Annotated in this window: 19 protein-coding genes; 14 read left to right on the forward strand and 5 right to left on the reverse strand. The window is 64.6% G+C overall.

Annotated features, from left to right (window positions below):
* Nucleotides 1-75 precede the first annotated feature (75 nt).
* The 3 genes from VC352_RS17315 to VC352_RS17325 all read left to right on the forward strand — a co-directional run bounded on the left by VC352_RS17315 (nucleotide 76) and on the right by VC352_RS17325 (nucleotide 2,720).
* On the forward strand, nucleotides 76-1,017 hold the full coding sequence (locus tag VC352_RS17315) for a folate-binding protein YgfZ (protein ID WP_322980766.1): 942 nt from the start codon (nucleotides 76-78) through the stop codon (nucleotides 1,015-1,017).
* Nucleotides 1,018-1,063: 46 nt separating this feature from the next.
* On the forward strand, nucleotides 1,064-1,900 hold the full coding sequence (locus tag VC352_RS17320) for an HDOD domain-containing protein (RefSeq protein ID WP_322980767.1): 837 nt from the start codon (nucleotides 1,064-1,066) through the stop codon (nucleotides 1,898-1,900).
* Between the two features lie 64 nt (nucleotides 1,901-1,964).
* Nucleotides 1,965-2,720, forward strand: a complete 756-nt coding sequence (locus VC352_RS17325; RefSeq protein ID WP_322980768.1) for a transporter substrate-binding domain-containing protein — start codon at nucleotides 1,965-1,967, stop codon at nucleotides 2,718-2,720.
* Here the strand turns inward: VC352_RS17325 and VC352_RS17330 are convergent.
* Together VC352_RS17330 and VC352_RS17335 are read right to left on the reverse strand one after the other, a co-directional pair.
* Nucleotides 2,703-4,100 (reverse strand): sensor histidine kinase, encoded by a 1,398-nt coding sequence (locus VC352_RS17330; RefSeq protein ID WP_322980769.1) that lies wholly within the window; start codon nucleotides 4,098-4,100, stop codon nucleotides 2,703-2,705. The genes VC352_RS17325 and VC352_RS17330 overlap by 18 nt on opposite strands.
* Nucleotides 4,097-4,768, reverse strand: coding sequence for a response regulator (locus VC352_RS17335; RefSeq protein WP_322980770.1), 672 nt, complete (start codon nucleotides 4,766-4,768; stop codon nucleotides 4,097-4,099). Before VC352_RS17335 ends, VC352_RS17330 begins: the two co-directional genes overlap by 4 nt.
* A 230-nt stretch (nucleotides 4,769-4,998) precedes the next feature.
* Here VC352_RS17335 and VC352_RS17340 point away from each other — a divergent pair, with 230 nt between their 5' ends.
* The 10 genes from VC352_RS17340 (at nucleotide 4,999) to VC352_RS17385 (ending at nucleotide 16,118) form a co-directional block, all read left to right on the forward strand.
* On the forward strand, nucleotides 4,999-6,258 hold the full coding sequence (locus VC352_RS17340) for an OprD family porin (RefSeq protein ID WP_322980771.1): 1,260 nt from the start codon (nucleotides 4,999-5,001) through the stop codon (nucleotides 6,256-6,258).
* Nucleotides 6,259-6,288: 30 nt separating this feature from the next.
* Nucleotides 6,289-7,266 (forward strand): tripartite tricarboxylate transporter substrate binding protein, encoded by a 978-nt coding sequence (locus VC352_RS17345; RefSeq protein WP_322980772.1) that lies wholly within the window; start codon nucleotides 6,289-6,291, stop codon nucleotides 7,264-7,266.
* A gap of 61 nt (nucleotides 7,267-7,327) precedes the next feature.
* Nucleotides 7,328-7,771 carry a tripartite tricarboxylate transporter TctB family protein gene (locus tag VC352_RS17350; RefSeq protein ID WP_322980773.1) on the forward strand — a complete coding sequence of 148 codons (444 nt, stop codon included), beginning with the start codon at nucleotides 7,328-7,330 and terminating at the stop codon, nucleotides 7,769-7,771.
* A gap of 1 nt (nucleotide 7,772) precedes the next feature.
* Nucleotides 7,773-9,293 (forward strand): tripartite tricarboxylate transporter permease, encoded by a 1,521-nt coding sequence (locus VC352_RS17355; RefSeq protein WP_322980774.1) that lies wholly within the window; start codon nucleotides 7,773-7,775, stop codon nucleotides 9,291-9,293.
* Nucleotides 9,277-10,299 (forward strand): AbrB family transcriptional regulator, encoded by a 1,023-nt coding sequence (locus tag VC352_RS17360; RefSeq protein WP_322980775.1) that lies wholly within the window; start codon nucleotides 9,277-9,279, stop codon nucleotides 10,297-10,299. Before VC352_RS17355 ends, VC352_RS17360 begins: the two co-directional genes overlap by 17 nt.
* Nucleotides 10,300-10,402: 103 nt before the next feature.
* The gene (locus VC352_RS17365; RefSeq protein WP_322980776.1) at nucleotides 10,403-11,338 is read left to right on the forward strand and encodes a LysR family transcriptional regulator; all 936 of its coding nucleotides are present in this window, start codon (nucleotides 10,403-10,405) and stop codon (nucleotides 11,336-11,338) included.
* A 134-nt stretch (nucleotides 11,339-11,472) separates the two neighbouring features.
* Nucleotides 11,473-12,927, forward strand: a complete 1,455-nt coding sequence (gene tcuA / locus VC352_RS17370) for an FAD-dependent tricarballylate dehydrogenase TcuA (protein ID WP_322980777.1) — start codon at nucleotides 11,473-11,475, stop codon at nucleotides 12,925-12,927.
* Nucleotides 12,928-12,937: 10 nt separating this feature from the next.
* Nucleotides 12,938-14,098, forward strand: coding sequence for a tricarballylate utilization 4Fe-4S protein TcuB (gene tcuB / locus VC352_RS17375; protein ID WP_416340203.1), 1,161 nt, complete (start codon nucleotides 12,938-12,940; stop codon nucleotides 14,096-14,098).
* Between the two features lie 101 nt (nucleotides 14,099-14,199).
* Nucleotides 14,200-15,174 carry a tripartite tricarboxylate transporter substrate binding protein gene (locus VC352_RS17380; RefSeq protein ID WP_322980779.1) on the forward strand — a complete coding sequence of 325 codons (975 nt, stop codon included), beginning with the start codon at nucleotides 14,200-14,202 and terminating at the stop codon, nucleotides 15,172-15,174.
* A 239-nt stretch (nucleotides 15,175-15,413) separates the two neighbouring features.
* Nucleotides 15,414-16,118, forward strand: a complete 705-nt coding sequence (locus tag VC352_RS17385) for a 4'-phosphopantetheinyl transferase family protein (protein ID WP_322980780.1) — start codon at nucleotides 15,414-15,416, stop codon at nucleotides 16,116-16,118.
* Here the strand turns inward: VC352_RS17385 and VC352_RS17390 are convergent, their stop codons facing one another.
* From VC352_RS17390 to VC352_RS17400, 3 genes are read right to left on the reverse strand one after another with little or no spacing between them, the layout of a single operon-like run.
* The gene (locus VC352_RS17390; RefSeq protein ID WP_322980781.1) at nucleotides 16,119-17,726 is read right to left on the reverse strand and encodes an ATP-binding protein; all 1,608 of its coding nucleotides are present in this window, start codon (nucleotides 17,724-17,726) and stop codon (nucleotides 16,119-16,121) included.
* Nucleotides 17,723-18,307 carry a GNAT family protein gene (locus VC352_RS17395; protein WP_322980782.1) on the reverse strand — a complete coding sequence of 195 codons (585 nt, stop codon included), beginning with the start codon at nucleotides 18,305-18,307 and terminating at the stop codon, nucleotides 17,723-17,725. Before VC352_RS17395 ends, VC352_RS17390 begins: the two co-directional genes overlap by 4 nt.
* Nucleotides 18,304-19,029, reverse strand: coding sequence for a winged helix-turn-helix domain-containing protein (locus tag VC352_RS17400; protein WP_322980783.1), 726 nt, complete (start codon nucleotides 19,027-19,029; stop codon nucleotides 18,304-18,306). Before VC352_RS17400 ends, VC352_RS17395 begins: the two co-directional genes overlap by 4 nt.
* Nucleotides 19,030-19,775: 746 nt before the next feature.
* Here VC352_RS17400 and VC352_RS17405 point away from each other — a divergent pair.
* Nucleotides 19,776-22,682 carry a ribonucleoside-diphosphate reductase subunit alpha gene (locus VC352_RS17405; RefSeq protein WP_322980784.1) on the forward strand — a complete coding sequence of 969 codons (2,907 nt, stop codon included), beginning with the start codon at nucleotides 19,776-19,778 and terminating at the stop codon, nucleotides 22,680-22,682.
* Nucleotides 22,683-23,043: the final 361 nt, after the last annotated feature.

The raw sequence follows: 23,043 nt of genomic DNA on the forward strand, positions 1-23,043 counted from the left end.
AATTGCGCTGACAAGGCCCTACCACGCCCTCTATGATGGTGCCCCTGACTTTCCTCCTGCGATTCGATTTGCACCATGGCCGATAGCGCGTATTTCACCCTCCTCGACCACGAAGGCCTGCTGGCAGTGCGTGGCGCGGACGCTGCCAAGTTCCTGCAGGGCCAAGTGACCTGCAACCTCAATTACCTGTCCCTCAGCCAATCCAGCCTCGGCGCCCGCTGTACGCCGAAAGGCCGCATGCTGTCGAGCTTCCGCATCGTCCCGGTGGACGGTGGCTACCTGCTGGCCATGGCCCGCGAACTGCTGGAAACCCAGCTGGCCGAACTGCAGAAGTACGCCGTCTTCTCCAAATCCAAGCTCAGCGACGAAACCGGCGCCTGGATACGCTTCGGCCTGTCGGGCGCAGATGCCGTCCTGAGTGACCTCGGCCTCGACCTGGGCAGCGCCGCCGACAGCGTTGCCAGCAGCGCCAACCTGCTGGCGGTGCGCCTGGTCGATGGTCGCGCCGAGCTATGGGCACCTGCCAGCGAAGCCGCCGCCCTGCAGAACAAGCTGAGCGCACAACTGCCCCAGGCCGAGCTGAACCAATGGTTGCTCGACCAGATTCGTGCCGGTATCGGCCAGGTGTTCGGCGCCACCCGCGAGCTGTTCATCCCACAGATGATCAACTTGCAGGCCCTTGGTGGCGTGAGCTTCAAGAAAGGCTGCTACACCGGCCAGGAAATCGTCGCGCGCATGCAGTATCTGGGCAAACTCAAGCGCCGCCTCTACCGCCTCACCCTGACAACGGAAGAAACACCTGCCGTCGGCTGCGAGCTCTTCTCGCCGGTACACGGTTCGAGCGTCGGCGAAGTCGTGTTGGCCGCGCGCACGCCCACCGCAGTGGAGCTGCTTGCCGTGCTGCAGGAGGACGCCGTCAACGACGGCCGCATCCACCTCGCCAGCCTCGACGGCCCGAGCCTGACCCTACTCGACCTGCCCTATCAGTTGGATGCCGATCAGGAAATCCAGCGCTGACTACACTTGCCGGGCCTCGTCCGGCAACGCCAAAGAGAGCCAACGCATGAGCAAACTCGCTGAAAGAGTGCAACAGGAACTGATCCACGCCATCGAGAACGATGAACTGGTGCTGCCCACCCTGCCCGAGGTGGCGCTTAAGGTTCGCGAGGCCGCGGAAGATCCCGACGTGGGCATTCCGCAGATCAGCAAGGTCATCGGTAACGATGCCGCGCTCACCGCCCGCATCATCAAGGTGGTCAACAGCCCACTGCTGCGCAGCAACAAGGAAATCACCGACCTGCAGATGGCGGTCAGTCGCCTGGGCATCAACTACACCTGCAACCTGGCCACCGGCCTGGCGATGGAGCAGATGTTCCAGGCCACCAGCGACGTGGTCGACCGCAAGATGCGCGAAGTGTGGAACAAGAGCACCGAAATTGCCGGTATCTGCCACGTTCTCTGCCGTCACTACACCCGCCTGATGCCCGACCAGGCGACCCTCGCCGGCCTGGTGCACCAGATCGGCGTGCTGCCGATCCTCACCTATGCCGAGGAACACAACGAACTGCTGGCCGACTCCATCAGCCTCAACCATGTGATCGAGCAGATTCACCCGATCATCGGTGACAAGATCCTGCGTACCTGGGAGTTCCCCGAGCCCATCGCAATGGTGCCCAGCCAATACCTGAACTTCAGCCGCGACTCGGCCAAGGTCGATTACGTCGACATCGTCCAGGTAGCGACGCTGCAGAGCTACCTGGGCAGCGAGCACCCTTACACCCAGCTGGACTGGAGCCAGATCCCTGCCTTCGCCAAACTTGGCCTCGACCCCGACGTCGACATGCAGGCCGATGAAGACCTCTCTGCAGCCATGGAAGCCGCCACCAGCATGCTGCAATAACGGCACTCGCCAAGGATGGCATCGCGCCACTACACTCCAGTGACTCGCACAGGGATGTAGCGCCATGCACCGTGCCCTTCTTCTGCTTCTGCTCCTGCTGGGCAACGCCCAGGCCGCCGATACGGTACGCCTGACCAATGGCGAATGGCCGCCCTACCTGGGCGCCGACCTGCCCTATAACGGAGTCGCCTCGCGCATCGTCGCCGAGGCCTTCGCCCTCGAAGGTATCGATGTGCAGTGGGAATTCCACCCCTGGGCGCGTTCACTGAAGATGGCTGCCGATGGTCAACGCGATGGCAGCGCCGTCTGGCTACCCAGCCGAGAGCGCGAAGAGCGCTTCTATGTCAGCGATCCGGTGATCGAAACCACCTACTACCTGTTCCACCTCAAGGGGCGCGCGTTCGACTGGCAAACCGCCGCTGATCTGCGCGGCTTTCGCCTGGCCGCTACACGCGGCTATGACTACGGCGAGACGTTGCGCAGGGCCGAGGCGACTGGCGAGTTGCAGATCACCTACCTCAACAGTGACGAGCAAGGATTGCGGCAATTGCTGGCCGGACGCATCGACCTGTTTCCGCTGGACAAGGTGGTCGCCTTCGACCTGCTCTATCAGCATTTCAGCAGCGCCGAGCGCCAGCGCCTGAGCTTCCACCCGCTACCACTGCGCAGCGACAGCCTGCACCTGCTGCTGTCACGCGAGGTACCTGGCAATGCCGAGCGCATGGCGCGCTTCAATCATGGCCTGGCCCAGATGCGCAGCAGCGGCAAGATTTCCCGCTACCTGCTGGAGATCCACCAACCGCTAAGCCTCGGCCCCTGAAACGGGAAATTCGACCCGCACTCGCAATCCTTTCGCGCTCCCTTGATGCAGGCTGATCTGCGCGCGGTGGGCGCGGCAGATTTCCCCGACAATGGCCAGGCCCAAGCCGGCACCACTGCCCTGATGACCACGCCGGTAGAAGCGCTCGAACACCTTGTCGTGCTCTTCGGGCGGGATACCCGGACCGTCATCCTCGACCTCCAGCACCGCAGGCGCGAAGACCCGCAGGATCAGGTTGCCCTCCTGCGGCGTGTGCGCCAGGGCGTTATCCACCAGATTGCTGAGCAGTTCGTTGAGCAAGGTTGGCTCGCCATCGATCCACACCGGCTGCTCGGCCTCCAGGGCCAGCGCCACGCCCCGCGCATGCGCAAGCGGTGCCATGGCCATGGCCAGTTCGCGGGTGAGCTGGCTCAGGTCGATCCGCTGCGCCCCACCCTCGGAGATCGCCCGCCCACCGCTTTCGATACGCGCCAGCGAGAGCAACTGGTTGGCCAACGCGGTCAGACGATCGCTCTGCAGCGCCACCTGCTCCAGCGTAGAACGCCATTCCTCAGGCGCCTCGGCCCGTAACCCCAGGGCGATGCGGGCCTTCAGCGCGGCCAGCGGCGTGCGCAGCTCATGCGCGGCGTCGGCAATGAACAGCGATTGCCGCTCGAACAGGCCATGCAGGCGCTCGTTGAACTGATTCAACGCATCCACCAACGGCAACACCTCGCGCGGCAAACCGGCCTCCGGCAGCGGCCGCAGATCATCACTGGCACGCAAGGCCACGGCGCGTCGCAAGGTTTCCAGCGGGCGCAGCGCCAGGTTCACCGCCACCCATACCAGCAACAGCGCACTGATCGACAGCAGCCCCATGCGCCACAGGGTGCCCACCAGCAACTCCCGCGCCATGCGCTCACGCGCACCCTGGGTTTCGGCCACACGGATCTCGGCGATGCCATTGACCTGTGGTTCGCTGACCGGTTGCAGCAGGCTCACTACCCGCACGCCCTGACCGCGATACGTGGCGTCGTAGAAATGCGCCAGCGCAGGATAGTCGTTGGTTCGAGGCGTTCCCGCAGGCGGCGCAGGCACACCTTCGTACCCTGAGATCAACTGCCCGTCGAGGTCGAACACCTGGTAATAGATACGCCCGGCACTGTCATAAGCGAAGGTATCGAGGGCGACGTAGGGCACATTGGCCTTGAGCTGCCCCTCTTGCGTGTACAACCCATCGGCCACCGCACGTGCCGAAGCCAACAGGGTACGGTCGTACGCCGTATCGGCCGCCCGCCGAGCACTCCAGTAGGCACTGAGGCTGCTGAGTAGCAGGATCGCCCCGAGCAGAATGGCCAGACGACGCAGCAGACGGCCACGCAGACTGCCGCCCAGCCTCATGACTCGACGGCCTCCAGGAGATACCCCAGGCCGCGGAACGTGACGATACGCACCGCGCGCCCTTCGAGTTTCTTGCGCAGGCGGTGTACGTAGATTTCGATGGCGTCCGAGCTGGCTTCCTCGTCCAGGCCGAACACCTGAGCGGCCAGTTGCTCCTTGCTCATCACCCGCCCGGGACGGGCAATCATGGCTTCCAGCACGGCCTGCTCACGAGCGGTCAAGGTCAGCGCCTCACCGTCCAGGTTGAAGCGGCGTGCGCCCAGGTCATAGACCAACGTGCCGCAGCGCTGCACCTGCTCGCCACCGAGCACGCTACGCCGTAACAGCGCCTTGACCCGCGCCTCCAGCTCGGACAACTCGAACGGCTTGGCCAGGTAATCATCGGCGCCCAGATTGAGGCCATGCACCCGATCCTTGACCTCGCCACGCGCTGTCAGCATCAGCACCGGCAGGGTCTGGCCACGGTCGCGCGCGCGCGCCAGCACGGCAAAGCCATCCAGACGGGGCAAGCCGATGTCGAGAATCGCCAGGGCATAATCCTCGCTGGCCAGGGCCAGGTCGGCCGCCACGCCGTCATGCAGCAAATCCACCGTCCAACCGGCACCCTTGAGCGCCTGGGCCACGCTTTCCGCCAACTGCGGATGGTCTTCGACCAGCAGAATCCGCACGCTATCACTCCCACCACTCGCTCGATCAAGGCGCGCAGTTTAGCGCCAGGCGAGGCGCTGTGAATCGCCGAAATGCCAGAGCGAGAAACAAGCTGAAAAACTTTCAGCACTGAAAGCCTGTTGAAAGCTTGCCTGCCTAGCATCGCCAGAAGGTGGCTCGAACCACCTGCCTGAGCGTGATCGCAGTGGTGCGAACACGCAACAAGAACAAGAACCGGAGACACCACACAATGTTGCATGCCTATCGTCAGGCCCTGCCGCCTGTACGCCTGCTTTGCCTGGCCATCGCCGCCGCCTCCCCAGTCGCCAACGCCGCCTTCATCGAAGACAGCAGCGCCAGCCTCACTGCCACCAACATCTACCTCAACCGCGATTTCCGCCAATTCGACGGCAAGAACAAGCGCGAGGAATGGGGTCAGGGTCTGTGGCTCGACATGAAGTCCGGCTACACCGAAGGCACCGTCGGCTTCGGTCTGGATGCCATGGGCCTGCTGGGCATCAAGCTAGACTCGGGCAAAGGCCGCACCGGCACCGACCTGCTGCCCGTGCAGGACGATGGCGGCACACCCGACCAGTTCGGTCGCGTGAGCGCGACCGCCAAGGTCAAAATCTCCTCCACCGAATTGCGTTATGGCTCGCACGTGCCGGAACTGCCGGTGGTCAAGGCCAGCGACAGCCGCCTGTTGCCTCAGGTATTCGAAGGCGGCCTGCTGACCTCCTCCGAGCTCGAAGGCCTGACCTTCACCGGTGGTCGCCTGGACAAGGTGATCGACCGCGCCTCGACCAACTCCGAGAAGATGCTGCTCAACAGCAAGAACAGCCGCTTCGCTGGCGACATCGAAGCCGACCATCTCGACCTGGCCGGCCTGGACTACCAGTTCGCCAAGGGCGTCACCGGCCGCTACTACTTCGCCGACCTCGACGACATCTATCGCCAGCATTTCTTCGGCCTGCTCACCAGCCACAAGCTGGGTGCCGGCACCCTGAGCAGCGACGTGCGTTATATCGTCAGCCGTGACAGCGGCGCCGCCAATGCCGGCAAGGTCGACAACCAGGCCTTCAACGCCATGCTCAGCTACGGCCTGGGCAGCCACAAGTTCGGCCTGGGCTTCCAGGACATGAGCGGCGATACCGGTTTCGCCTACATCGATGGCAGCGATCCGTTCCTGGTCAACTTCGTCCAGATCAACGACTTCGCCAACGCCAACGAGCGCTCCTGGCAGGCCCGTTACGACTACAACTTCGCCAGCGTCGGCGTGCCCGGTCTGACCTTCATGACCCGCTACATCCGCGGTGATGACGCAGAGGTCGCCGGCAGCGACGACCATGGCGGCGAATGGGAACGCAACATCGAGTTCAAGTACGTGGTGCAGAACGGCCCGCTCAAGGACCTCTACGTGCGCGTGCGCAACGCCAGCTTCCACTCCGACTTCGCCCGCGACGCGGACGAGAACCGCATCATCGTCGGCTATACCCTGCCGATCTGGTAAACAACAACAAGCCCTGCGAGGACTGAAATAATGAAATCCGTTCTGACCCGCGCCGCCCTGGCGACTGCCTGCCTGGCCTTCGCCGGCCAACTGCTGGCCGCCGAGCCCAAGCGCCCCGAGTGCATCGCCCCGGCCAAGCCCGGTGGCGGCTTCGACCTGACCTGCAAGCTGGCCCAGAGCGGCCTGAAGGATACCGGCCTGCTCAAGGCGCCGATGCGCGTCACCTACATGCCGGGCGGTGTCGGCGCCGTGGCCTATAACGCCGTGGTCGCCCAGCGCGCCAAGGATCAGGGCACCATCACCGCGTTCTCCTCGGGCTCGCTGCTCAACCTGGCTCAAGGCAAGTTCGGCCGCTACGACGAAAACGCCGTGCGCTGGCTGGCTGCCATCGGCACCGACTACGGTGCTATCACCGTACGCGCCGATGCCCCGTGGAAAAACCTCAGCGAGCTGGTCGAAGCGCTGAAGAAAGATCCGAGCAGCGTGGTATTCGGCGCCGGCGCCACCATCGGCGGCCAGGACTGGATGCAAACCGCACTGATCGCCCGCGCCGCCGGTATCGATCCGAAGAACCTGCGCTACGTGGCCTTCGAAGGCGGTGGCGAGACCCTGACTGCCATGCTAGGCAACCACGTCCAGGTGACCTCCAGCGGTCTCGGCGAAGTCACCCCGCAACTGGCCGCCGGCAAGGTGCGCATCCTCGCCGTGCTGTCCGACGAGCGCCTGCCGGGCAAGCTGTCCGATATCCCCACCGCCAAGGAGCAGGGTTTCGACATCAGCTGGCCGGTGATCCGTGGCTTCTACATGGGCCCGGAAGTCTCCGACGCAGACTTCAACTGGTGGAAAGGCCAGTTCGAGACGATGCTGGCCCGCGACGACTTCGCCACCCTGCGCGAACAGCGTGACCTGTTCCCGCTGTCGCTGACCGGTGCCGAACTGGACGCTTTCGTGCACAAGCAAGTGCAGGAGTACAAGGCCCTGGCCGGCGAGTTCGGTCTGATCCAGTAACGCTCAGCGCAATCCGTGCTCGGCCGCCTTCGGGCGGCCGCAGCCCTTGAGGTAAATTTCCATGTACGTCCGCCTGTTCTCCGCGATCTGGTTGCTGCTGTGCGCCTGGCTCGCTGTCGTCGCCTGGGGTTTCCAGGCTCCCTTCGCCTATGACCCGGTCGGCCCGCGCGCCTACCCGCTGCTGCTGCTCGGCCTGATGGGCATTGGCAGCCTGTGGCTGGTGATCAAGCCCGGCATGATGGATCAGCGCCTGGATATTCCCACCGCCCTGCGCAGCGTGCTGTGCATCGCGGCACTGCTGCTTTACGCCGTGACCTTCGAGCCCCTGGGTTTCGTGCTCAGCACCGCCCTGTCGACCTTCCTGCTCGGTCTGCTGTTCACCGGTCGCCCTGTTCCCTGCCTGATCAGCGCCGTGCTGATGGGCGTATTGCTGTACGTACTGTTCGATCTGCTGCTGGACGTGCCCCTGCCGCTCGGCCTGCTTGAAGCCTTCGTGGAGAGCTGAAATGGAAACCCTTAACTTCCTCATGCAGGGCTTTGGCGTCGCCACGCAGCCACAGAACCTGCTGGTAGCGCTGTTCGGCGCCTTCGTCGGCACCGTGGTCGGCCTGCTGCCGGGCCTCGGCCCGATCAACGGCGTGGCGCTGCTGCTGCCGCTGGCCTTCGCCCTCGGCCTGCCGCCGGAAACCGCACTGATCCTGCTTGCTGCCGTGTACCTGGGCTGCGAATACGGTGGCCGTATTTCCGCCATCCTGCTCAACGTGCCGGGCGACGCCGCGGCCATCATGACCACCCTCGACGGCTACCCGCTGGCGCGTCAGGGCAAGGCTGGCATCGCCCTGTCGCTGTCGGCGGTCAGTTCCTTCGTCGGTAGCATGATCGCCACCTGCGGTGTGGTGCTGTTCGCCCCGCTGCTGGCGAAATGGGCAGTGGCCTTCGGTCCGGCCGAATACTTCGTGCTGATGATCTTCGCCATCGCCTGCCTCGGCGGCATGGTCGGCGACAAGCCGGTCAAGACCCTGATGTCGGCGCTGATCGGCCTGGCTCTGGCCACCGTTGGCGTGGACTCGACCACTGGCGTGTACCGCTTCACCTTCGACAGCGTCAGCCTGTCCGATGGCATCCAGTTCGTCATCGTGGTGATCGGCCTGTTCAGTGTCAGCGAAATCCTCCTGATGCTGGAAAACACCCACTCCGGCCAAGCGGCCGTGAAGGCCAGCGGTCGCCTGCTGTTCAACTTCAAGGAGTTCTGCTTCACCTTCTGGACCATGATTCGCAGCGCCCTGGCTGGTTTCGTCATCGGCACCCTGCCCGGTGCCGGCGCCACCATCGCCAGCGCCATGACCTACATGACCGAGAAGCGCATGGCCGGTACCAAGGGCCGCTTCGGCGAAGGTGACCTGCGCGGCCTGGCCGCTCCGGAAGCCGCCAACAACGCCTCGGCGTGCGGTTCGCTGATCCCCATGCTGACCCTCGGCGTACCGGGTTCGGGCACCACCGCGGTGATGATCGGCGCCCTGACGCTGTACAACATCACCCCCGGCCCGCTGCTGTTCGAACAGCAGCCCGACGTGGTGTGGGGCCTGATCGCCTCGCTGTTCATCGGCAACATCATCCTGCTGGTGATGAACATTCCGCTGGTTGGCCTGTTCTCGCGCATGCTCGCCGTGCCGAACTGGATCCTGGTGCCGGCCATCACCGCCGTCAGCCTGGTGGGCGTCTATGCCGTGCACAGCACCACCTTCGACCTGGTGCTGATGGTGCTGTTGGGCATCTTCGGCTACATCCTGCGCAAGCTGGACTTCCCGCTCTCCTCGCTGATCCTCGGCTTCGTCCTGGGTGAAATGATGGAAGACAACCTGCGCCGCGCCCTGTCGATCTCCGCTGGCGAGCTGTCCATCCTCTGGAGCAGCCCGATCACCCTGGCGCTGTGGGGCCTGACCGCGCTGATGCTCGCCCTGCCGGGTATCCGCTGGATGCGTCGCCGCAAGCAGCTCAAGGCTCAGGCAGATGCCGCTGCCGCGTGACCTGTGGGTAACACCGCTGACCGGTGCGGTCGGCGGTTACCTGGCCAGCCTCGCCGGCTGGCCTTTGCCGTGGATGGTCGGCTCGTTACTGGCGGTAATCGCCATACGCTGCCTAACCAACCGCCCCTTCCGTGAACTGCCAGGCGGGCGCAAGGCCGGCCAGTGGCTGGTGGCGACCGGTATCGGCCTGCACTTCACCAGCGAAGTGCTGGAACAGGTCGTCACTCACTTCCCCATCATCGTCATCGGCGCCATCGGCACCCTGCTGCTCGGCCTGATCGGCATTGCCATCCTGATGCGCAGTGGCGTCGACCGTGCGACGGCGTTCTTCGCCAGCATGCCTGGCGGCGCCAGCGAGATGGTCAATCTGGCCCTGCGCCACAACGCCCAACCCGCCCGCGTCGCGGCGGCCCACAGCATGCGTCTGCTGCTGGTGGTGCTGTTGATCCCTGCCCTGTTTACCTGGAGCCTGCCGGCCGTTCCCGCGCCAGCACGTGCTCCGGTGGATTGGGCCTGGCTCGCCGGCTTGCTGGCTGCCGGTGGCGTTCTCGCCCTACTGTGGAACCGCCTCAAACAACCCAACCCGTGGATGTTGGGGCCGCTGGTCGCCAGTGCGGTGGCCAGTGCCAGTTTCGATCTGCACCTGGGCCTGCCGGCTGGCCTGGGTCAGTTCGGTCAGTGGCTGATCGGCTGCGCCCTGGGCTGCCATTTCGACCGCGCCTTCTTCCGCAGCGCACCCGGCTTTCTCGCCCGCGTCCTGGCGTTCACCCTGCTCGCCATGCTGGCCGCCGCCCTGCTGGGTGAGGTGCTCGGCTGGGTGGCTGGCGAGGATCACCTGTCGCTGATGCTGGGCATGATGCCCGGCGGCATCACCGAGCTGTGCCTGACCGCCGAAGCGTTGCAACTTTCGGTGGCATTGGTCACCGCGCTGCAGGTACTGCGGCTGTTCCTGGTGATGTTCCTCGCCGAGCCGTTGTTCAAGCTCTGGTGCAAGAACCACGCTTAGCCCGCCTTGTGCGGGCTTTTTTTGCTCTGGATGAACACCCAACGCTTTTCTTCCCAAACCAGGCCACTATCCTCGGCACTCCTCCAGCGATGACGGACAGGCGATGGAACTCAGACAACTGCGTTATTTCCTCAAGGTGGTCGAACACGGCAGCCTGGGCCGTGCGGCTGTGGAGCTGGGTGTGGGCACCTCGGCGCTGAGCCAGCAGATCAGCAAGCTGGAAAGCGAGCTCAGCACACGCCTGCTGACGCGCAGCAGCACCGGCGTTACCCCCACTCCTGCCGGCATCGCTTTCCAGCACCATGCACAGCTCACCCTGCGCCAGGCGGAAAACGCCGCCCAGGCCGCGCAGCGCGAGCGCATGAGCGGCTACGTAAGCCTGGGCTTCGCCCCCAGCACCTCCTCGGTGCTGGCCCTGCCGCTGATCGCGGCGATGCGCCAGCGCTACCCAAACATCCAGCTGCATCTGGTGGAAATGCTCTCCGGCTACCTGAGCAGCCAGTTGCAGGCACGCCAACTGGATCTGGCCATCCTCTTTCACAGCGACCCAGGCAGGCGCTGCCGTGTCAGGCCGTTGCTCGACGAGAAGCTGTTCCTCATCGCCCCCACCAACCTGCCGGGCCTCCCCCCAGGTGATAGCGTCACACTCGCCGAGCTGCCCCAGGTGCCCCTGGTGCTGCCCAGCGACCAGCACGGTCTGCGCAGCACCATCAACAATGCCTTCGCCCATTCACGCTGCGAACCCTGCGTGGTGATGAACGTCGACGGCCTGGCGCTACTGATGGACACGGTCAAGGCCGGCTACGCCGCCACCATCCAGCCGGGCGCCGTGGCGGCCAGAGCCCGCGAACAGGGCCTGAAGGTGGTGCAGATCGCCGATGCCCACGCCGGTCGGCGCAACTTGCTGGTGTCGCTGCCTGACGATGAATTGTCCCCGGCAGCGCTGGCCGCACGCGTGGCCATCCTCGATATCACCCGAGAGCTGGTCGCCAATGGCCGCTGGCCAGGCGCTCATCTGCTGGACGAACACGACACCTGACCTCGCCTGGGTGTTTAGCAATACTGAACACCCCCTGCATTTCCTGGCCTTTCGAGCCCCTTAACCCCCTCTTAAAGTCCCCTCCATTCCGGGGGAGCGGCCATGCCGTGCTCCTCCGCCAACGAGGAGACGAGATGATCGATGTTCTGGTTATAGGCGGCGGCAATGCGGCCTTGTGCGCAGCGCTGATGGCCCGTGAAGCAGGCGCCAGCGTCATGCTGCTCGAAGGCGCCCCGCGTGCCTGGCGCGGCGGCAACTCCCAGCACACCCGCAACCTGCGCTGCATGCACGACGCCCCGCAGGACGTGCTGGTCGACGCCTACCCCGAAGAAGAATTCTGGCAAGACCTGCTCAAGGTGACCGGCGGGCAAACCGACGAGCACCTGGCACGCCTGGTGATCCGTGCCTCGTCCAACTGCCGCGACTGGATGCGCAGCCATGGCGTGCACTTCCAGCCGCCGCTGTCCGGCGCCCTGCACGTCGCGCGCACCAACGCCTTCTTCATGGGCGGCGGCAAGGCACTGGTCAACGCCTACTACCGCAGCGCCGAGCGCCTGGGCGTGCAGATCCGCTACGACGCGCCGGTCGATGACATCGAACTGGATGGCGACCGCTTCGTCGCGGCGCATATTCCCGCACGAGAAGTCGAGGGCAAGCACTACCCGGCCGAGCGCATCGAAGCACGCACCTGTGTACTGTCGGCGGGCGGCTTCGAGTCCAACCGCGAATGGCTGCGCGAAGCCTGGGGCGTCAACGAACGCGGCGAATACCCGGCGGACAACTTCCTGATCCGTGGCACTCGCTTCAACAATGGCGTGCTGCTGCGCCGCCTGATCGATGCCGGCGCCGAGACCATCGGCGACCCGACCCAGGCGCACATGGTCGCCATCGACGCCCGCGCGCCGCTCTACGACGGCGGCATCTGCACCCGCATCGACTGCGTGTCGCTGGGCGTGGTGGTCAACTGCGAAGGCGAGCGCTTCTACGACGAAGGCGAGGATTTCTGGCCCAAGCGCTACGCCATCTGGGGCCGGCTGGTGGCCCAGCAGCCCCGTCAGGTCGGCTTCTCGATCATCGACCAGAAAGCCATCGGCCGCTTCATGCCGCCGGTGTTCCCCGGCACCACGGCCAACAGCCTGGAAGAACTCGCCAGCAAACTCGGCCTGCCGGTGGAGGCTTTCGTGAAGACCCTGCAGGCCTACAACAACGCCTGCGTGGGCGACGACTTCGACCATACCCGCCTCGACGGCTGCCACACCGAAGGCGTGACGCCGGCCAAGACCCACTGGGCGCGCCCCATCGATACCCCACCTTTCTACGGCTACCCGCTCAAGCCGGGGGTGACCTTCACCTACCTCGGCCTGAAGACCGACGACACCGCCGCCGTGCGCTTCGCCGGCAAGCCCAGCGTAAACCTGTTCGTCGCCGGGGAAATGATGGCCGGCAACGTTCTCGGCAAGGGCTACACGGCAGGCGTCGGCATGTCCATCGGCACCGCGTTCGGCCGCATTGCCGGCACCCAGGCCGCTGCGGCAGCCGGCCATGGCCCCACTACAACAAGCGCTGGAGAGTCCCGTGCAATCGCCTGAAGTCATACAAATCGCCTCTCAAAGCAAGAGCGCGGCGCAGCCCAACCTGATTCCTCTATTGAATGTTCACGAGGCCGAAGTCGACCGGCAGATGCACATCTGCAACGCCTGTCGTTACTGCGAAGGGTTCTGCGCGGTCTTTCCCGCCATGACCCGTCGCCTGGATTTCGCCAAGGCCGACGTGCATTACCTGGCCAACCTCTGCCACAACTGCGGCGCCTGCCTGCATGCCTGCCAGTACGCTCCGCCGCATGAGTTCGCCGTGAACGTGCCGCAGGCCATGGCCAAGGTACGCCTGAACACCTACGTCGAGTACGCCTGGCCTGGCAAGCTCGGCACGCTCTACCAGCGCAACGGCCTGACCCTGTCACTGGCCCTGGCCGCCTCGCTGGCGTTGTTCCTGCTGCTGACGCTGCTGGTCAAGGGCACGTTGTTTCCCGGGCCGCTGGCCGGCAACTTCTACGCGATCTTCCCGCACAACACCCTGGCCCTGATGTTCGGCGCTGCCTTTGGCTTCGCCATCCTCGCCCTGGCCGTTGGCGTTACCCGCTTCTGGCGGGCGATCAGCCCAGCCGATGCGCGCGCGCTAGCCAGCGGCGCCGCTGTCGCCGAAGCCTCTGGCGCGGTGCTCACGCTCAAGTACCTCGACGGCGGCCACGGCCAAGGCTGCAACAACGACAGCGACCGCTTCACACTCTGGCGCCGGCGCTTCCACCACTTCACCTTCTACGGCTTCATGCTGTGCCTGGCATCCACCAGTGTCGCCACCCTCTATCACTACCTGCTCGGCCTGCACGCGCCCTACCCGCTGCTGAGCCTGCCGGTGCTGCTCGGCACCCTGGGCGGTATCGGCCTGCTGATCGGCCCCGCTGGGCTGCTCTGGCTCAACTATCGCCGCGCCCCGGAACAGGGCGACCGTGCCCAGGCGCCGATGGATCGCGGCTTCATCCTGCTGCTGTTGCTGATCAGCCTGAGCGGCCTAGCCTTGCTGGCCTGGCGCGACAGCGGCGCGATGGCCGTGCTGCTGGCCATCCACCTCGGCACGGTGCTGGCGTTCTTCCTCACCATGCCCTACGGCAAGTTCGCCCACGGCATCTTCCGTAGCGCAGCGCTGCTCAAGCATGCGATCGAGAAGCGCCAGCCCGATACGCTCAAGCTCGGCAACGACTGAGAGGCCTCACACTGGCGGGATGCACTGCGCGCCCCGCTCGTCGTCCTGACCCGGCATCGCCGGGTCAGCCAGCACCACAATAAAACTCCACAGGAGAACAGATGAAAAACCGTGTCCCTCTCATCGCGCTGATGGCCTCGAGCCTGCTTGGCGCAAGCCTCGCGCTGGCCGAACCGAAACGCCCCGAATGCATCGCCCCGGCCAAGCCGGGTGGCGGCTTCGACATCACCTGCAAACTGGCCCAGAGTGGCCTCAAGGACGGTGGCCTGCTCAAGGCACCGCTGCGTGTCACCTACATGCCTGGCGGCATTGGCGCGGTCGCCTACAACGCGGTGGTGGCGCAGCGCCCCAAGGAGGCAGGGCTGATCACCGCCTGGTCGAGTGGCTCACTGCTGAATCTGGCGCAGGGCAAGTTTGGCCGCTACGACGAAAACGACGTGCGCTGGCTGGCGGCCATCGGCACCGACTATGGCGCGGTGATCGTGCCGCGCGACTCGCCTCTGCAAAGCTTCGATGCGCTGATCCAGCAACTGAAAAAAGACCCGACCAGCCTGGTCGTCGGCGCCGGCGGCACTGTCGGCAGCCAGGACTGGATGCAGGCGGCGCTGATCGCCCGCAGCGCCCAGGTCGCCCCCGAGAACCTGCGCTACGTGGCGTTCGAAGGGGGTGGCGAACCCATGACGGCGCTGCTCGGCGGCCATGTCCAGGCCATCGTCAGCGGCTTCGGTGAAGCGACGGCGCAACTGGAGGCCGGCAAGGTGCGCATCCTCGCGATCCTGGCCGAAGAGCGACTGCCGGGCAAACTGGCGCAGATTCCAACCGCCAAGGAGCAGGGCTACGACGTCGTCTGGCCGATCGTGCGCGGCTTCTACATGGGCCCAGAGGTCAAGGACGAAGACTTCCAGTGGTGGCAGAAGCAGTTCGAAACCCTGCTCACCCAGGAAAGCTTCAACGCCAAGCGCGAGCACTTCGATCTGCTGCCTTTGGCCATGACAGGCCCGGAACTGGAAACCTTCGTGCATCAGCAGGTGGCTGACTACCGCAAGCTCGCCGACGAGTTCGGCCTGCTTCGCTAAACAGCCGCACCACGGCAAAAATCGGGGCAAAAAAAACGGCAGCCCAACGGGCTGCCGTTCTCGAACTTGGAGAAAAGCCAGTGCCAGGCACCGGCACAGCCTCACCTGCATTCGGTATGAATGCGAGGCCGAGTGTGGCAAATGTTCATTCAAACATCCGTTTAACTTTGTTGCGCGCCTGCAAAGAAATGTAAACGGCGGATGACTGGTCGGTTCCTGCCACGGCAGAATGCCGCTCCATGAACACCTACCATCCCGCCTGCTGCTCACCGCTCGATGATCATGACCCGCTGCCCCAACCGCTGGCTGGCAGCCGCCTGATCAGCACCCGTTTCGATCCCGCCCGGCTGCACGCCGAGGACTTTCCGCGCTGCGGCATCCCGCCGGTGCCGGGCGTGGCCAAGCGCCAGAGCGAGCACCTGGCGGGCCGCCTGTGCGCCCGCGAAGCGCTGCGCCGCCTGACCGGGCAGGCCAGCGTGCCGGCGGTCGGCAGCGACCGTGCGCCGCAGTGGCCACTCGGCGTAGTCGGCTCGATCACTCATGGCGACGGCTGGGCAGCGGCGCTGGTAACGACGCCGCAGCACTGGCGCGGTGTCGGCCTGGATGTCGAGCAACGGCTGCCGGTCGAACGGGCGCTGCGCCTGCAGAGCGAGATTCTCACCCCAGCCGAGCTGGAACGCCTGCAAACGCTGGACGACGCGGAACGCGCCCTGCGCATCAGCCTGACCTTCTCCTTCAAGGAGAGCCTGTTCAAGGCGCTCTACCCGCTGACCCTGACGCGCTTCTACTTCCACGATGCCGAGCTGCTGCACTGCACCCCGGACGATACGCGCCTGCGCCTGCTCATCGACCTGAACGACGAATGGCGCAATGGCACCGAACTGAGCGGGCAGTTCGCGCAGTTCGACGACAAGGTGCTGAGTTGCGTGGCGGTGGCCGCCTGATCACTCGTCCTGGCTGCGCGGCCAGACCAGGCTGAAGCGCGCCCCGCCCAGATTGTCGCTGCGACCAATCTGCGCTCGCCCGCCGTGCCAGTAGATGATCCGCCGCACGATCGACAGCCCCAGGCCATGCCCGCCCGATGAACGCGTGCGGCTGTCATCCAGACGCAGGAAGGGGCTGAACAACCGCTCCCAGGCTTCTTCCGGCACGCCTGGCCCGTCGTCCTCGACATCGATGCGGCAACGCTTGTAACCCACCTGGCAACTGATCGACACGTGCGACTCGGCGTAACGCATGGCATTGCTCAGCAGGTTCTGCAGCGCCCGATGCAGGTAACGCGGCTCGGCCTCGACCCAGCACGCGCCCTCCTCCTGCACGCTGATCAGCGCGCCACGCTCGACCCGTACGCTGGCGCGCAACGGCGCCAGTTCGTCGATCACCTGATCGATCAGCGCACGCAGCTCCACCTTCTGGAAGTTCAGCGCCGGCGAGCCCTGTTCCAGACGCGCGTAGGTCAGCATCTCGTCGACCAGCTTGTCGAGATCCTGGATGTCGCTGTCCATGCCATCCATGTATTTGCGCCGCGCCTTGTCGCTCTCGGCATCGGCAATCATTTCCAGGCCGAAACGCAGACGCGCCACCGGCGTGCGCAGCTCGTGGGACACCGCCCGCACCAGCTCGCGCTGGGTGCTCAGGGAGGTCTGCAGGTGTTCGGCCATGGCGTTGAAGCTGCTGGCCAGGCGCCCCACCGAGTCAGCGCCACGGGTCGGCACGCGGGCATCCAGATGGCCGCTGGCGATACGCGTGGCGGCACCTTCCAGCCCGCGTAGGCGCTGCTCCAGCGAACGCACCAACAGGTAGACGATCAGGCCGATCAGGCTCAGGCCAACGGCACCGATCAGCACCAGCAGTTGGGGCGGATAGGGATTCATCTGGTACAGCGGGCCGATTTCCAGCACCCAGGGCGTATCGACGATGCCTGAGAACACATAGATGGAGTCGCCGCCGCGGCCCAGCGCCATCACCGTATCGCCCTCGTCGATACGCCGGCGCTGGTCGAGGTCGAGGCGCGCGTCGTCCAGGCGCACCAGATGCAGGTCGTAGCCGAACTGCTTGTCCTTCTTGAGCTGGGCCAGGCGCTGCGGCTGCTCGTCGACCGGGTAACGAATCAGTTCATCGATCAGCAGGTAGTTGGTGGCCCGCGCCAGTTGCTCGCTGATCTGCTGGATTTCACCGGTCAGCAGCAACGGTTGCTTGCCATCGATCAGGCCATAGACCTGCGCCGAGTGCGGGCCGGTCTGCTGCACCAGCACATGGCCGCGCTGCAGACGGTTGCGCTCGCTGCTGTCGAGTGGAGCATCGGTCAGGTTCTGCAACTGCAGGGGGATACCCAGCAAACGCGACCACACCACCAGTGCTCGGCGTCGCTCGACATCACTCATCCCCATCAGATTGTCCGCCATCAGGCGGAAGGTGCCGCGCGCCAGGCCCTCGCGGTACTGATCGCCACGCACCTCGTTGACCAGATGCAAGGTGCCGACACCGAGCAGCGCCACCAGCACCAGGGCGGCGAGCATGCCGCCGTAGATGCGCAGGAAGATCGAGTTCATCGCCACCCCCGCTGTGTACGCAGCAGGCCGAAGCAGTCCAGGCTGAGGTAGCGCCCGTTGTGCAGCTCACACTCGCGGCGTACGCCCTCATGGGTAAAGCCCAGGCGGCGCAACAGGCCACTGCTGGCAGCGTTGTCGGTATCCACTACCGCTTCGATGCGGTGCAGATCCATCGCGGCGAAACCATGCGCGATCACCGCCTCCAGACTTTCGCGCATGATGCCGTCGCGCCAGTGCTGTGGCAGCAGCCAGTAGCCCAGTTCCGCGCGGCGGTGATCGTGCTCCCAGTCGTTGTAGCCGCATGCGCCGAGCAGCTCGTGCGGCACATCCGGCCGGCAGATGGCCCACCAGATGCCGGTGCGTTCGAGCAACTGCTCGCGGTACCAGTCCATCTGCTCCTGGGTGGCCTCCGGTGTGGCATATGACACGCCGTAGTAGCGGGTCACCTGTGGATGGGACAACCCGCGAAAGATGCCGTGGATATCGTCCTGGACGATCTCGCGCAACAGCAGACGCTTCGTCGTCAGCGTGTTGAAACCGGCCGGCTCGCTGACCTGGCGGGCAGGGATCGAGGTGCTCACAACAGCCCTTCGGCAGCTTCCCGCACAAACAGGTAGCCCTTGCTGCGCACCGTCTTGATCAGGCGCGGGTGCATCGGGTCATCGCCAATCTTTGGGCGGATACGTGAGATGCGTACGTCGATGGAGCGATCCTGGCCGTCGTATTCGATGCCGCGCAACGAGTTGAAGATTTCCTCGCGCGAGAGAATGCGCCCGGCATTGACCGCCAGCAGCCAGAGCAGATCGAACTCGGCGCTGGTCAGCTCGATGCCCTGCTCGCCCAGCCAGGCCTCGCGCATGGCGCTGTCGATGGCCAGCGGGCCGAACTGCAGGCGCCGTGGCTGGCCTTCGTCACGCTCGCTCTCGCCCCCCTCACGGCGGCGCAACAACGCCCGGATGCGCGCCAGCAGCACGCGCGGGCGTACCGGCTTGCATACGTAGTCATCGGCGCCCATCTCCAGGCCCAGCACCTGATCCATGTCGTCGGTGCGCGCGGTCAGCATCAGGATCGGCCCGTTATAGCCATCGCGCACCTTGCGGCAAATGCTCAAGCCGTCTTCGCCGGGCAGCATCAGGTCGAGCATCACCAGATCCGGCTGCTCGGCCAGGATGCGCGCCGCCGCTTTTGCCCCATCGGCCTCGATGGCCACACGCAGGCCATTGCCTTCCAGGTACTCCTGGGTCAGCTGGGCCAGGCGCTGATCATCCTCGACGATGAGGATTTGCCATGCTTCTTGCTCCACACACCACCTCATCTGCATCGCCAACGTTGGCCATTCTAGGGGCTGCGCCCGCTTCGGCGCGAGCGGCAGAACCGGGCAGTCCGTGGCTAGCACAGCACATGCCAACATCACTATATATAGTGGTAGTCTGTGCACCACCGAACAGCTGCGACAACTCGCCTCGGCGCCTCGATAATCCGCGACGAACGGTCAGGCCCGGCCAGAGCCAGAGATGACGGGGGCTTGCCCGACAACACCCACAAGGCACCCACACGTTATCCACAGGTTGTTCCATGGTGAGCGCCTTGCATTGCCGCAAACAGCGCACTATCTTGTATCCCCGTTGCGCAGCACCCACCAGATGTTGGGTTGAGGCGAGAAACCGGACACAAAAAGAACGAATCGCGCAAGCCCTTTTCACAGGGTTTTCCCGGTGACTCGAGCGACAGATTCACGTATGCCCAGGCTTGTTCTGGGCTGCAGCCGCACCAGACCCACTCGGAGCTGGTTCGGGCTGGTCAGGCAGTGAGCAGACTCGCTGACCGACCACTATATGTAGTAGTTGACGGGGTGCCCAAGCGCCCCGTTTTGACTTTTAAGCGCCAGGACGGCACGGGAAGTCGTGCCTTGCCTGCCCGCTCTTGCAACACCCCGTACCCGGCCCCGCTGCCGCGTGCGGCTTTGAGTTGTTAATGGAATGAACGGCGGACAGGGCACGGTTTCCAATCGTGACGTCCAACCAAAAATTACAGAACACGGAGATCTCCATGCATACCGAGACCACTCGCGAGAACCCGCAGGCCGCCGCGCCGCAGGCCGCCGATTCCTCCCAGGATCTGGCCGCCACCGCCCCCGGCCAACTGCGCGTGATCAAGCGCAACGGCACTGTCGTCCCCTACACCGATGACAAGATCACCGTCGCCATCACCAAGGCCTTTCTCGCCGTGGAGGGCGGCACCGCTGCCGCCTCGTCGCGTATCCATGACACCGTCGCGCGCCTGACCGAGCAGGTTACCGCCACCTTCAAGCGCCGCATGCCGTCCGGCGGCACCATCCACATCGAAGAAATTCAGGATCAGGTCGAACTGGCCCTGATGCGCGCCGGCGAGCAAAAAGTCGCCCGTGACTACGTGATCTACCGCGAAGCCCAGGCCAGCAAGCGCAAGGCCAGTGCCGGCAGCGAAATCGCCCAGCCGCACCCGAGCATCCGCATCACCAACGCCGCTGGCGAAGTGCAGCCGCTGGACATGGGCCGCCTGCAGACCATCATCCGCGAAGCCTGCGAAGGCCTGGCCGAAGTCGATGGCTCGCTGATCGAGCGCGAAACCCTGAAGAATCTGTACGACGGCGTGGCCGAGAAGGACGTCAACACCGCCCTGGTGATGACTGCCCGTACCCTGGTCGAGCGTGAGCCGAACTACAGCTACGTCACCGCCCGCCTGCTGATGGACAACATCCGTGCCGAAGCCCTGAGCTTCCTCGGCATCGCCAGCAGCGCCACCCACCACGAAATGGCCGACCTGTACGCCAAGGCGCTGCCTGCCTATGTGGCCAAAGGTGTCGAGTTCGAGCTGCTGGACAGCAAGCTGCAAGGCTACGACCTGGAGAAACTGGGCGCCGCGATCAACCACGAGCGCGACCAGCAGTTCACCTACCTGGGCCTGCAGACCCTGTACGACCGCTATTTCATCCACAAGGACGGCATCCGCTTCGAACTGCCGCAGGTATTCTTCATGCGCGTGGCCATGGGCCTGGCCATCGAAGAGCCGAAGAACCGCGAAGACCGCGCCATCGAGTTCTACAACCTGCTGTCCTCGTTCGACTACATGGCGTCCACCCCGACCCTGTTCAACGCCGGCACCCTGCGTCCGCAGTTGTCCTCGTGCTACCTGACCACCGTGCCGGATGACCTGTCGGGCATCTACAACGCCATCCACGACAACGCCATGCTGTCCAAGTTTGCCGGCGGTCTGGGCAACGACTGGACGCCGGTGCGCGCGCTGGGCTCCTACATCAAGGGCACCAACGGCAAGTCCCAGGGCGTCGTGCCCTTCCTCAAAGTGGTCAACGACACCGCCGTGGCGGTCAACCAGGGCGGCAAGCGCAAGGGCGCGGTCTGCGCCTACCTGGAAACCTGGCACATGGACATCGAGGAATTCCTCGAGCTGCGCAAGAACACCGGTGACGACCGTCGTCGTACCCACGACATGAACACCGCCAACTGGATTCCGGATCTGTTCATGAAGCGCGTCTTCGAAGACGGCAAGTGGACCCTGTTCAGCCCGAGCGAAGTACCGGATCTGCACGACCTGACCGGCAAGGCCTTCGAAGAACGCTACGAGTACTACGAAGCCCTGATCGAGTACGGCAAGATCAAGCTGTACAAGACCATCCAGGCCAAAGACCTGTGGCGCAAGATGCTCTCGATGCTGTTCGAGACCGGCCACCCGTGGCTGACCTTCAAGGATCCGTGCAACCTGCGCAGCCCGCAGCAGCACGTGGGCGTGGTTCACAGCTCCAACCTGTGCACCGAGATCACCCTGAACACCAACAAGGACGAGATCGCCGTCTGCAACCTGGGCTCGGTCAACCTGGTCAACCACATCGTCGACGGCAAGCTGGACATCGAAAAACTCGGCCGCACCGTGAAGACCGCTGTGCGCATGCTCGATAACGTCATCGACATCAACTACTACAGCGTCGACCAGGCACGTAACTCCAACTTCAAGCACCGTCCGGTCGGCCTCGGCCTGATGGGCTTCCAGGACGCCCTGTACCTGCAACACATCGCCTACGGCTCCGACGCCGCTGTCGAGTTCGCCGACAAGTCGATGGAAGCCATCAGCTACTACGCCATCCAGGCTTCCTGTGACCTGGCCGAAGAGCGCGGCAGCTACAGCACCTTCGAAGGTTCGCTGTGGAGCAAAGGCATCCTGCCGCTGGACTCGCAGCAACTGCTGATCGAAGCCCGTGGCCAGAAGTACATCGACGTCGACCTGTCCGAATCGCTGGACTGGGCGCCGATCCGCGAGCGCGTGAAGAAAGGTATTCGCAACTCGAACATCATGGCCATCGCGCCGACCGCGACCATCTCCAACATCATTGGCGTGTCGCAGTCCATCGAGCCGACCTACCAGAACCTGTACGTGAAATCGAACCTCTCCGGCGAATTCACCGTGATCAACCCCTACCTGGTACGCGACCTGAAAAACCGCGGCCTGTGGGACAGCGTCATGGTCAACGACCTGAAGTACTACGACGGCTCCGTGCAGCAGATCGAGCGCATCCCGCAGGATCTGAAAGACCTGTACGCCACCGCGTTCGAAGTGGAAACCAAGTGGATCGTCGACGCTGCCAGCCGTCGCCAGAAGTGGATCGACCAGGCTCAGTCGCTGAACCTGTACATCGCCGGCGCCTCGGGCAAGAAGCTGGACGTGACCTACCGCATGGCCTGGTACCGTGGCCTGAAAACCACCTACTACCTCCGTGCCCTGGCCGCTACCAGCACCGAGAAATCCACCATCAACACCGGCAAGCTCAACGCAGTGTCCGCCGGTGGTGATGACGGCTTCTCGGCCAAGGCCCAGGCACCTGCCCAGCAGGCCGCCCCGGCCCCGGCGCCAGTACCGAAAGCGTGCGCCATCGACGAACCCGACTGCGAGGCGTGCCAGTAAGCGCGTATCTGAGCGGCATTCGCGGCGTTACCTGCTAGAGCGGCCCCCATCACGTACTGAAGTACGCTCAGGGGCTCCGACCTACCAGGCGCCTAGCGCTCACTCGCTCAGCTACACGCTCACACCGAACAGGCGTTAAGGGAGAGGAATCGCTTTCGTAGGAGCGGCTTCAGCCGCGAAATTCGCGGATAAATCCGCTCCTACAGGCCTCCCCCACCAATTCCCGCCCTCCTCCCTCCGGGGTCGAGCGGCACCGGCCGGCAGGCAATCCACCGCCTACCGACCAGCGGCACCCGTTTCACCCTTGCGCGCAGACCGCAACGGAACATAATTACTCAAATATCTGTATATCCATACAGGC

The organism is Pseudomonas sp. C11 (assembly GCF_034683865.1).
Taxonomy (GTDB): Bacteria; Pseudomonadota; Gammaproteobacteria; order Pseudomonadales; family Pseudomonadaceae; genus Aquipseudomonas.